The organism is Candidatus Villigracilis saccharophilus, from assembly GCF_016711665.1.
In genome coordinates this window covers 37,896-47,851 of record NZ_JADJSO010000034.1, presented here as the reverse complement: position 1 = coordinate 47,851, position 9,956 = coordinate 37,896, and the positions used below count along the sequence as shown (strand labels likewise).

At 51.4% G+C, this 9,956-nt stretch carries 21 protein-coding genes; all 21 read left to right on the top strand.

Annotated features, from left to right (window positions below; translation table 11 throughout):
- On the top strand, positions 1–305 hold a 305-nt coding region (rplC, locus tag IPL17_RS11985), incomplete at its 5' end, for a 50S ribosomal protein L3 (protein ID WP_345307325.1).
- A gap of 28 nt (positions 306–333) precedes the next feature.
- Positions 334–963 carry a 50S ribosomal protein L4 gene (gene rplD, locus IPL17_RS11980; RefSeq protein ID WP_345307324.1) on the top strand — a complete coding sequence of 210 codons (630 nt, stop codon included), beginning with the start codon at positions 334–336 and terminating at the stop codon, positions 961–963.
- A gap of 11 nt (positions 964–974) precedes the next feature.
- The gene (gene rplW / locus IPL17_RS11975) at positions 975–1,280 is read left to right on the top strand and encodes a 50S ribosomal protein L23 (RefSeq protein WP_345307323.1); all 306 of its coding nucleotides are present in this window, start codon (positions 975–977) and stop codon (positions 1,278–1,280) included.
- A complete protein-coding gene (gene rplB, locus IPL17_RS11970) occupies positions 1,280–2,116 on the top strand; it encodes a 50S ribosomal protein L2 (RefSeq protein WP_345307322.1) in 837 nt (278 codons plus the stop codon). Before rplW ends, rplB begins: the two co-directional genes overlap by 1 nt.
- A 22-nt stretch (positions 2,117–2,138) precedes the next feature.
- Positions 2,139–2,417 (top strand): 30S ribosomal protein S19, encoded by a 279-nt coding sequence (rpsS, locus tag IPL17_RS11965; protein WP_345307321.1) that lies wholly within the window; start codon positions 2,139–2,141, stop codon positions 2,415–2,417.
- A gap of 10 nt (positions 2,418–2,427) precedes the next feature.
- Positions 2,428–2,769 carry a 50S ribosomal protein L22 gene (rplV, locus tag IPL17_RS11960; protein ID WP_345307320.1) on the top strand — a complete coding sequence of 114 codons (342 nt, stop codon included), beginning with the start codon at positions 2,428–2,430 and terminating at the stop codon, positions 2,767–2,769.
- Positions 2,770–2,779: 10 nt separating this feature from the next.
- The gene (gene rpsC, locus IPL17_RS11955; RefSeq protein WP_345307319.1) at positions 2,780–3,529 is read left to right on the top strand and encodes a 30S ribosomal protein S3; all 750 of its coding nucleotides are present in this window, start codon (positions 2,780–2,782) and stop codon (positions 3,527–3,529) included.
- 30 nt (positions 3,530–3,559) lie between these two features.
- The gene (rplP, locus tag IPL17_RS11950) at positions 3,560–3,979 is read left to right on the top strand and encodes a 50S ribosomal protein L16 (protein WP_345307318.1); all 420 of its coding nucleotides are present in this window, start codon (positions 3,560–3,562) and stop codon (positions 3,977–3,979) included.
- Positions 3,980–3,981: 2 nt separating this feature from the next.
- Positions 3,982–4,197 carry a 50S ribosomal protein L29 gene (rpmC, locus tag IPL17_RS11945; protein ID WP_345307317.1) on the top strand — a complete coding sequence of 72 codons (216 nt, stop codon included), beginning with the start codon at positions 3,982–3,984 and terminating at the stop codon, positions 4,195–4,197.
- Positions 4,197–4,469 (top strand): 30S ribosomal protein S17, encoded by a 273-nt coding sequence (gene rpsQ, locus IPL17_RS11940; RefSeq protein WP_345307316.1) that lies wholly within the window; start codon positions 4,197–4,199, stop codon positions 4,467–4,469. Before rpmC ends, rpsQ begins: the two co-directional genes overlap by 1 nt.
- 3 nt (positions 4,470–4,472) lie before the next feature.
- Positions 4,473–4,844 carry a 50S ribosomal protein L14 gene (gene rplN / locus IPL17_RS11935; RefSeq protein ID WP_345307315.1) on the top strand — a complete coding sequence of 124 codons (372 nt, stop codon included), beginning with the start codon at positions 4,473–4,475 and terminating at the stop codon, positions 4,842–4,844.
- Positions 4,845–4,853: 9 nt separating this feature from the next.
- Positions 4,854–5,186, top strand: coding sequence for a 50S ribosomal protein L24 (gene rplX / locus IPL17_RS11930; RefSeq protein ID WP_345307314.1), 333 nt, complete (start codon positions 4,854–4,856; stop codon positions 5,184–5,186).
- Between the two features lie 16 nt (positions 5,187–5,202).
- On the top strand, positions 5,203–5,754 hold the full coding sequence (gene rplE / locus IPL17_RS11925; RefSeq protein ID WP_345307313.1) for a 50S ribosomal protein L5: 552 nt from the start codon (positions 5,203–5,205) through the stop codon (positions 5,752–5,754).
- A 3-nt stretch (positions 5,755–5,757) separates the two neighbouring features.
- Positions 5,758–5,940 (top strand): type Z 30S ribosomal protein S14, encoded by a 183-nt coding sequence (locus IPL17_RS11920; RefSeq protein WP_345296921.1) that lies wholly within the window; start codon positions 5,758–5,760, stop codon positions 5,938–5,940.
- 18 nt (positions 5,941–5,958) lie between these two features.
- Complete coding sequence (rpsH, locus tag IPL17_RS11915) at positions 5,959–6,372, top strand: 30S ribosomal protein S8 (RefSeq protein WP_345307312.1); 414 nt, start codon at positions 5,959–5,961, stop codon at positions 6,370–6,372.
- 10 nt (positions 6,373–6,382) lie between these two features.
- Positions 6,383–6,931, top strand: a complete 549-nt coding sequence (rplF, locus tag IPL17_RS11910) for a 50S ribosomal protein L6 (RefSeq protein WP_345307311.1) — start codon at positions 6,383–6,385, stop codon at positions 6,929–6,931.
- Positions 6,932–6,934: 3 nt separating this feature from the next.
- On the top strand, positions 6,935–7,300 hold the full coding sequence (gene rplR / locus IPL17_RS11905; RefSeq protein ID WP_345307310.1) for a 50S ribosomal protein L18: 366 nt from the start codon (positions 6,935–6,937) through the stop codon (positions 7,298–7,300).
- A gap of 47 nt (positions 7,301–7,347) precedes the next feature.
- Positions 7,348–7,896, top strand: a complete 549-nt coding sequence (rpsE, locus tag IPL17_RS11900; RefSeq protein ID WP_345307309.1) for a 30S ribosomal protein S5 — start codon at positions 7,348–7,350, stop codon at positions 7,894–7,896.
- Entirely contained in the window at positions 7,889–8,086 is a 198-nt protein-coding gene (rpmD, locus tag IPL17_RS11895) for a 50S ribosomal protein L30 (RefSeq protein ID WP_345307308.1), read from the top strand. The genes rpsE and rpmD overlap by 8 nt, the downstream gene beginning before the upstream one ends.
- Before the next feature lie 10 nt (positions 8,087–8,096).
- Positions 8,097–8,552, top strand: a complete 456-nt coding sequence (gene rplO / locus IPL17_RS11890; RefSeq protein WP_345307307.1) for a 50S ribosomal protein L15 — start codon at positions 8,097–8,099, stop codon at positions 8,550–8,552.
- 23 nt (positions 8,553–8,575) lie between these two features.
- Entirely contained in the window at positions 8,576–9,955 is a 1,380-nt protein-coding gene (secY, locus tag IPL17_RS11885) for a preprotein translocase subunit SecY (RefSeq protein WP_345307306.1), read from the top strand.
- Position 9,956 lies beyond the last annotated feature (1 nt).

Below are 9,956 nucleotides of genomic sequence, written 5' to 3'. Positions count from 1 at the left end.
TGATCGGTGTCAGCAAAGGCAAGGGCTTTGCCGGAGTTGTAAAACGCTATCACTTCCATGGCATGAACGCCACGCATGGTACATCTGACCGCAATCGTGCGCCCGGTTCCAGTGGATCGGGTACCACACCAGGTCGTGTCTATAAAGGACACCGAAACTCGGGCCATATGGGCGTGGATCGTGTCACTGCTCAGAACATCAAGATCGTCATGGTGGATGCAGAACGGAATCTCCTCGCTATTAATGGCGCGGTTCCTGGTGGCAAGGGTAGTCTCGTCATGATCAAGGAAGCGCGCAAGCAATAGGCGCGCAGGAAACGGGAGCCATATAACCATGAAAGTAGATGTTCTTGATTTGAAGGGTCAGAAAGTTAGTGAGCTGGAATTACCAGCAACCCTTTTTGAAGCCCCTGTAAATATTGATTTGATGCACCAAGCCTACGTCCGCCAGATGGCGAATGCCCGTCTTGGTACACATCAGACCAAGGTCCGCGGAGAAGTTCGAGGCGGCGGTCGTAAACCTTTCAAGCAGAAAGGCACCGGTCGCGCCCGTCAGGGTTCAACCAATGCTGCTCAGTGGGTTGGCGGTGGTCGTATCCATACCCCGCATCCCCGCAGCTATGAACAGCGCATGCCCAAGAAAATGCGCCAGGCTGCCTTACGCTCTGCATTAACTGCCAAAGCCGCAGATGCTGGTATTGTGATCGTGGATGGTTTGGACATCCAGGAATCCAAGACCCGTGTCATGGCTGAAGTTTTGGTCAATCTGGTTGGCACTTCCACCGCTTTGCTGGTGATGCCGGTCAAAGATCAGAATTACGATGCAGTCATGCGCTCTGCAAATAATATCGACAACGCGAAGGTTTTGCTCGCCAGCTATTTGAATATCTGCGACCTGCTTACCTTTGAAAAAGTTGTCATTCCACTAAAAACCATTGATGCGCTTGTTGCGCACCTCGGATAAAGGAGAGAGACATGACTAATCTATATGATGTCCTCGTCCGCCCATTGGTTACTGAGAAATCAAGTTACCAATCAGGCAAACTCAGCCAGTATTCATTTGTTGTCGCCAATGAAGCGACCCGCACCAGTGTGAAAGATGCAGTGGAAACCCTGTTTGATGTCACCGTTGCGAGAGTAAATATCCTCAATGCGCCCGCAAAGCGTGGTCGCCGCACCAAGAGTCGTCGTATGCTGGTGCGCCGTTCTGCGTTCAAAAAGGCCATTGTTACCCTTGCCGAGGGAAGCAAACCCCTCGAGATCTTTGAAGGGGTGCAATAATGGCAGTAAAGAAATACAAACCAATAACACCCGGTATGCGCGATATGACCGGTCATACTTTTGAAGAGATCACCAAGAGCAAGCCAGAACGCTCCTTGTTGGTTAACCGACAGGGACACGGCGGACGTAATGCTCAAGGCCGCGTGACCGTTCGTCATCGTGGCGGCGGGGCCCGTCGCTTCATCCGTATTGTCGATTTCAAACGCGAGAAGCATGGCATTCCTGCAAAAGTGGCGGCGGTTGAGTACGACCCCAATCGCACAGCCCGCCTCGCACTTCTTTTTTATGTTGATGGCGAGAAGCGCTATATCATTGCTCCGTTGGAGTTGAAGGTTGGTGACACTATTGTCTCAGGTCCAGATGCTGAAATTCGACCTGGAAATTCCCTTCCTATCAGCAATATCCCGATCGGTACTTTGATCCACAATATCGAGATCAAAGCTGGCAAAGGTGCACAAATGGTTCGCACGGCAGGTGGCGCTGCACAATTGCTTGCTAAAGAAGGTGATTTTGCCCAGATTCGTATGCCTTCTGGTGAAGTTCGCCTCATTCATCAGGTCTGTTACGCAACGATTGGCCAGATCGGCAATCTTGATCATGGCAATGTCAAACTGGGTAAGGCTGGCCGCAAACGTCACATGGGCATCCGCCCGACTGTCCGCGGTACTGCGATGAGTCCTCGCGACCATCCACATGGTGGTGGTGAAGGCCGCCAGCCCGTCGGTCTTGCTGGTCCTAAGAGCCCGTGGGGCAAACCCACTCTCGGAAAGAAGACCCGCACGAACAAGAAGACCGACCAGTACATTGTGCGCCGTGCCAATAAGACGAGCCGCTAAGAATTAGACGAGGTACGCATATATGTCAAGATCATTGAAAAAAGGCCCTTTTATTGAGACGAAGCTTCTCAAGCGAATTGAGGCCATGAACCAGAAAAATGAAAAGAAAGTTGTCCGCACATGGAGCCGCGCATCTGTGATTTTCCCTCAGATGGTGGGGCACACCATCGCAGTGCATGATGGACGCCGCCACGTTCCGATCTATATTACAGAAAACATGGTCGGTCATCGATTGGGCGAATTTGCCCCGACGCGCACGTTCCGTGGTCATCAGACCAGTGAGAAAGCCGCTGCGGCGTAAGGAGAGAGACATGAGTGATATTCACGCAAAAATTAACAACCTCTCCCTGTCTGCGCAAAAAGTCCGCATTGTAATTGACATGGTGCGTGGCAAAAGTGCAAATGAGGCGTTGGAAATACTTCGCTTCGTGAACAAGCGCGCAGCTTTACCTGTACAGAAATTGGTTGCCTCCGCGGTAGCCAATGCTGAAGAGAACTTTGGTGTCAGCCGTGACGACCTGTTTGTGGCCAAGATCACAGCCGATGAAGCTCCTACACGTAAGTGGAGACGTTTTGGTGCCCGTGGCCGTTTCAAGCCGATATTGCGCCGCAGTTCACATGTAACTGTCATATTACGCGAGCGCGGAGCATAAGGAGAATTATATGGGTCGTAAAGTACATCCTATTGGTTTTCGTCTAGGGATCAATCAACCCTGGGGCGGCCGTTGGTTCGCTGAAGGAAATCTATATCGCCAGCAATTACACCAGGATTTTGCCATTCGCACTTTGTTGCTTGGCAAATTGTCCAAGGGTGGCTGGGCTGCCAGTGAAAAGGTTCGGGAGCTTCGCAAGCAAATGCCTGACTCGATCAGTGATGGCAAAGCTGGCATCTCCCGAGTAGATGTGGAACGTACTCCGGGCAAGGTCCGCATTTCAATTCACACCGCCAAACCCGGTATTTTGATTGGGCGTAAGGGCGAAGGCGTGAAGAAAATCCGCCAGGCGCTCGAAGCATTGGTTGGCAAGAAGATCGATTTGGACATTAAAGAGATCTCCTCGCCAGATACAGACGCCATGTTGGTTGCAAAGAATATCGCTGACCAGCTTGAACGACGCATCGCCTACCGCCGCGCAATGAAACGCGCCATTCAGCAAGCCATCAAGCAGGGCGCTGAAGGGATCAAGATCCTTTGCGGTGGACGCTTGGGTGGCGCTGAAATGTCACGTGACGTATGGTTGCGCGAAGGACGAGTGCCTTTGCAGACCCTGCGTGCGAACCTTGATTTTGCAACAACTGAGGCTTCCACAACCTATGGCCAGATCGGTATCAAAGTCTGGATCTATAAAGGTGAAGCTCAGCCAAATGTTGAAGAAAAAGTTGAAGCAACTGAAGGCGTATACGTCAGCGAGTAATCGCGATGTAGCTGAGATGAGGTATTTGAGATGTTGATGCCAAAACGTGTTAAGTGGCGCAAGCAGATGCGCGGTCGCATGACAGGTAAAGCTCTCCGCGGGGCGGAAGTTTCCTTCGGCGAATTCGGTCTGCAGGCGTTGGAACCGGGCTGGATTACAGCCCGTCAAATTGAAGCGGCTCGTCGCACGATCGTTCGTGGGATGAAGCGTCGCGGCAAGATCTGGATCCGAATTTTCCCGGCCAAGCCGTACACTCACAAGCCGCCAGAGACCCGCATGGGTTCTGGTAAAGGTAACGTGGAATACTACGTTGCTCCAGTCAAACCTGGTCGCGTGATGTTCGAGGTCAGTGGTTTGTCTGCGGATGTTGCGATAGCGGCTTTGAAGAGCGCTCAGTACAAGTTCTCCATCAAGACAAAAGTTGTTGGTCGCTTTGCAGGAGGAGAATAAGTATGAAGGCTATGAAAGTGGAAGATATCCGCAAAATGGCGGCGGAAGAAATTCGAACAAAGATCGCCGATGCGCGTGAAGAAATGATGAAGCTGCGTTTTCAGCAGGTGACCGGTCAGTTGACTGACTCAAGCCGCTTGACTTTCTTGCGCCGCGACATCGCCCGCATGGAAACGATCCTGCGCGAAACCGAACGCGCCGCTGTGGAAGGTGCATAATGAATAATCGTCGTCGTATGACTGGTGTCGTCACCAGCAATAAAATGACCAAGACTGTCGTAGTCGAGATCACCCGCAAGTTCCGACATCCTCTTTACCAAAAGGTGGTGTACTCGAGCTCACGCGTGAAGGCGCATGACGAGATTGGCTGTCAGATTGGTGATGAGGTCCAGATCGTTGAGACCCGTCCGCTGTCTCGTGACAAGCGTTGGGCTGTTGAGGCTGTTGTCAAACGCGAGATCCGCACAGCTGATCAAGGCGTAGGAGAATAAACTATGCTTCAGCATGAGTCTCGATTAAAAGTTGCCGATAATACCGGCGCGCGCGAATTGCTCGTCATCCATGTGCTGGGTGGTTCACGCCGCAAGTATGGATCGATTGGCGATGTTGTGGTTGCAACTGTAAAAGCCGCCGCACCGCAAGGTTCAGTGAAGAAAAGCGAAGTTGTAAAGGCCGTCATTGTGCGCTGCACAAAGGAATGGCGCCGTGAAGATGGCTCTTACATCCGCTTTGATGATAACGCCGCGGTCATTTTGGATGCCGATGGCGAAAACCCGAGGGGCACACGTATTTTTGGACCTGTTGCGCGCGAATTACGCGACATGGGCTACATGAAAATCGTGTCGCTTGCCCCGGAAGTACTGTAGGAGCGAAGAATGAAAGTTAAGATTCGAAAAGGCGATACAGTAGAAGTGATCAGTGGCCGCCTGGAAGACAAAGGAAAACGCGGTGAGGTTATTAATGTTTTCATTGATGATCGTCGCGTAGTTGTACAAGGTGTCAATATCCGCACCAAGCACAAGAAACAAGTTCAGACCGGCGCGAACCGCCAGATGAACCCGGGCCGTATCCAGTTTGAAGGGCCAGTCGACATCTCGAATGTGATGCTCGTCTGCCCCAAATGCAGTGAGACCACGCGTGTCAGCGTTCAACGTGACGAAGCGGGTGCACACCGTGTTTGTAAGAACTGTGAAGCCGCGATTGACTAGGCCGTGGAGCGTATAAATGAACAGAATGCAAGAACTCTATAATGTTGAAGTGGCCCCGGCCCTGTTCAAGTCGTTCGGTTTCAAGAATGTTATGCAGGTGCCTCGCATTGAAAAGATCGTTGTTAATATCGGTCTTGGCGAAGCGATGGATAACCCGAAAGCTCTTGATGCCGCAACTGCAGACTTGGCGACGATCACAACTCAGAAGCCTGTGCAGACCAAGGCGCGCAAAAGCATTGCGAATTTCAAATTGCGCGAAGGCCGTCTCATTGGCGCGAAGGTTACTCTTCGCGGTCCTCGTATGTGGGCCTTCCTTGACCGTCTCGTAAACATTGCCCTGCCTCGTGTGCGCGATTTTCGCGGTATTTCCAGCAACGCCTTTGATGGCCGCGGGAATTACACACTTGGCCTCAAAGATCAGTTGGTTTTCCCCGAGATCGAGTACGATAAGATCGATAAATTGCGCGGTATGGAAGTTACTATTGTGACTTCTGCCGAAAATGATGATCAGGCTCGCGCATTGTTGCAATTGCTCGGAATGCCGTTCAGTAGCAAGAAGGATGCTTAACCTATGGCAAAAAAATGTATGCAATATCGTGAACTGCGCCGCAAACACGCTGTGCAGGTAAGAAATCGCTGTCAGCGTTGTGGACGTCCGCGCGGTTTTATTCGTCGCTTTGGTTTATGCCGTATTTGCTTCCGCGAATTGGCATTGACAGGCAAAATCCCCGGCGTCGTAAAGGCGTCCTGGTAACCCAGGAGGAGGTAAATTATGTCATTTACTGATCCGATCGCTGATATGTTGACTCGCATTCGCAACGCTGTGCTCGCTGGCCATGCTCAGGTTGCTATGCCCAACTCAAAGATTAAAGTCGAGATCGCCAAGATCCTCAAAGATGAAGGCTTTCTCGAAGGTTATGAAGTGGTAGATGGTGAGCACGAAGTTCAGAAGGTTCTGCGCGTCAAGCTGAAATATGTTGGCGAGCGCCGCGAACGACGCGCTGTTCTGTCTGGTCTGGAACGTGTTAGCAAACCAGGCCGCCGCATCTACACCAAGAAGACGGACATTCCGTGGGTGCTTTCAGGTATTGGCGTTGCCATTATCTCCACCCCCAAGGGTGTCATGACCGGCGTACGCGCTCGACAGTTGGGTGTGGGCGGCGAGATCATCTGCAAGGTGTGGTAGGAGGTTTATCGTGTCCCGCATTGGTCGTTTACCTATAGATATTCCCAATGGCGTGCAGGTGAACCTGAATGGTTCTGACGTCAGTGTAAAAGGTCCGAAAGGCGAAATGAAACGATTGTTTTCCAGTTCGATTGGAATTACCCTGGAGAATAATCAGTTGAGTTTCACCCGCAATTCGGAAAACCCCGCGGATCGCGCGATGCATGGCACTACCCGTGCGGTGCTTGCGAATATGATCCACGGTGTCAGCAAGGGTTTTGAAGTGGTTCTGGAAGTGGAAGGCGTGGGCTACCGCGCTGAAATGGACGGAAAGAACCTTGCATTATTTGTTGGTTATTCACACCCGGTCAAGATGGAACCCCCGGCGGGTGTCTCGTTTGAAACAGATGCGAAGACCCGCTCGATTAAGGTGTTGGGCTTCGACAAAGAGCTGGTCGGCCAGATCGCTGCGAACATTCGTAAGGTACGTCCACCTGAGCCCTACCATGGCAAGGGTATACGTTATCGAGGCGAAAAGATTCGCCGCAAGGCTGGCAAGGCCGGAAAAGGAGCCAAGTAACCCATGGCTAAGAAAACTCGTTCTATTGCTCGTGAACGTCGCCACATCCGTGTGCGCAAACATGTCTCTGGTACAACAAACCGTCCGCGTTTGAATGTATATAAGAGCCTGACCGGAATCTACGCTCAGATCATCGATGATATGGAGGGTAATACCCTTATCTCCGCTTCGACGATTGACAAGGAACTGCGCGAGAAGATGAAGGGTCTGAAGAAAATCGAACAGGCGAAAGCCATTGGTCAGGCAGTTGCTGAACGCGCCAAATCCAAAGGAATCTCGACTGTTGTGTTCGATCGTGGCGGCTTCCGTTATGTCGGGCGTGTCAAGGCCTTGGCCGATGGTGCGCGCGAAGGCGGCTTGCAATTCTAGAAGTTGTAGTGGCGGCCTAAGTCGTTACTGCGTTACTGGAGAAAGATATGGCAGAAAAGAAATTTGAAAAACAACAGCAGTTTGAGGTGCAGGACGGTTTTGAAGAGCGTGTCATTGAGATCGCCCGCGTTTCAAAAGTGGTCAAAGGCGGGCGTCGCTTCAGATTCCGCGTGACCGTTGTCGTTGGTGACAAGAACGGAACGATCGGCATGGGCGTTGGGAAGGCGAATGCCGTGCCTGACGCGATGCGCAAAGCTTCCGAGCGGGCGCGCAAAGATTTGCGGGTAGTCAATCTTTCCAGCACAACCATTCCTCATGAGTCTTTGGGTAAGGTTGCTGGTGCGAGAGTCTTCCTCAAGCCTGCCTCTGCTGGAACCGGCGTTATTGCGGCAGGCGGCGTGCGCGCTGTTTTGGAAGTCGCTGGCGTGCGTGATATCCTCACCAAATCCATGGGAAGCGCGAATGTGCTTAATGTGGTAATGGCAACCTTTGGCGCTCTGGATGGACTACGTTCACCGGCTGTTGAAGCGGCTCGCCGCGGCAAACGCGCGGAAGAGTTATTGCCCTTCTGGGAACGGAGAAAGCAACATGCCTAAGCAGGAAACTACCGGCAAGACAATACGCGTCACCTGGGTAAAAAGCGATATTGGTTTTCCCAAGGATCAAAAAGCTACAGTAAAGGCGCTTGGATTGCGCCGTTTACATCAAACTGTTGAGCACAAGGATACACCCGCTTTGCGCGGTATGTTGAACAAGATCATCCATTTGCTCAAGATCGAAGAGTAGGTTTAATATTATGAAACTTCACGATCTCGTACCCAATGCTGGGTCAAAAAAGAATCGAAAACGCGTTGGACGTGGCATCTCGGCAGGGCAGGGTAAAACTGCCGGTCGTGGTACCAAAGGCGCGGGCGCACGTTCAGGCGAAGGCGGTCACGCATATCGCCAGGGCGGCAACCTGCCTTTCTTCCGCCGTTTACCGTTCATCCGTGGTGAAGGATTCACCCCGCCTAATCAGGTCTTCTATAATGAAGTGAATCTCGATCAGCTTTCACAATCGTTTAAAGCTGACGCGGAAGTCACCCCGGAAGCCCTGAATGAAGCGCATCTCCTGCGCGACTTACGCAACCCGACAGTTGTTCTTGGCCGCGGCGAGGTGACCATTGCCCTCAAAGTGCGCGTTCATCGCGTAAGCGCGGGCGCCAAAGCCAAGATCGAAAAGGCTGGCGGCACGGTTGAGTTGATCGCCTAACCCTTAATAAAAGGATACTTTGCATGAAGAGTACTTTTTCAGGCTGGCGCTACCTTTGGAAATCGGAAGATATTCGCCGCAAATTGATCGTCACATTCGCCATTCTGGCATTGTATCGTCTTGTAGCGAATATTCCCGCTCCCGGCGTAGACTTTGCCGTTCTTGCCCAGTTTCGTGCTTCAGCATCTGGCAGCGGAAACTTCCTTGATTTTCTTGATCTGCTTTCCGGTGGAACGGTTTCTAATTTCTCATTGTTATCAATGGGTGTATATCCGTACATCACAGCGCAGATCATTTTACAGTTATTGATCCCGATCATTCCCGCGCTACAGCGCAGGATGGAAGAGGATCCACGGGAAGCGCGTCGCTGGCAGGAAAAATGGACTTATTATCTTGCCGTGCCGATGGCTGCACTCTCTGCAATTGGTCAGATCAATATTTTTAATTCCTTGTCCATTCAAGCTTTGCAGCAGCCCATCCTCGCATTTGGCTTTACAGCGGATCAATGGCTGAACTCGGTAACCGTTCTTCTGGCGATGACCGCTGGTACGATGTTTGCCATTTGGCTGGGTGAATTGATTTCAGAATACGGTATTCGCGGCCAGGGTCTTTCCCTGATCATTTTTGCGGGAATTGTTTCGCAAATGCCCTCAAATCTGGCGTCATTAATGTCTGATGCTGATACGCGTGTGTTCATGCTGCTCTTCACGGTTGTGATCATTGTGCTAACCGTGTTCGCAATTGTATTTGTGCAGCAGGGACGTCGTAACGTGCCAGTCATGTACCCAGGCCGCCGTATGGGTAATCGAATGTCCATGCCTGTGAAAGGCACTCTGCCTCTGATGGTAAACCTTTCCGGTATGATCCCGTTGATCTTTGCAAGCGCCATCCTGCAATTCCCGACCATTCTTGCCAGCTATTTTACAAGCAGCACGAATGCGGGCGTTGCGGCATTCTTTACAAGTGTGCAGAATTTCTTTGGCGGAACAGGCACCAGCAATTGGGGCTACTGGACTTTGTACTTCTTTATGGTTGTAGTCTTTACTTTCTTCTATACTTCTGTGCTGTTCGATCAGCAGAACTATGGCGAAAATCTAAAGAAGGTCGGTGCGACCGTCCCTGGTGTTCACACCGGACCGCCCACCCAAAAGTATTTGAGTACCGTCCAGCGCCGTATCACCCTGCCCGGCGCGTTGTTTCTTGGCGTTGTCGCGATCATGCCATTTCTGCTCGGGCTGTTGCTAACTTTATTCAACATGGGAGCTGCCAGTTCCCAAACCGGTTTATTCCTGGTTTCATCTTCAGGTCTGTTGATTGTGGTCGGTGTTGTACGTGACACCTTCATGAACATTGACGCAGAATTAAAATTACATGGGTATCAAGATTCACTTCTAGTACGCTAAG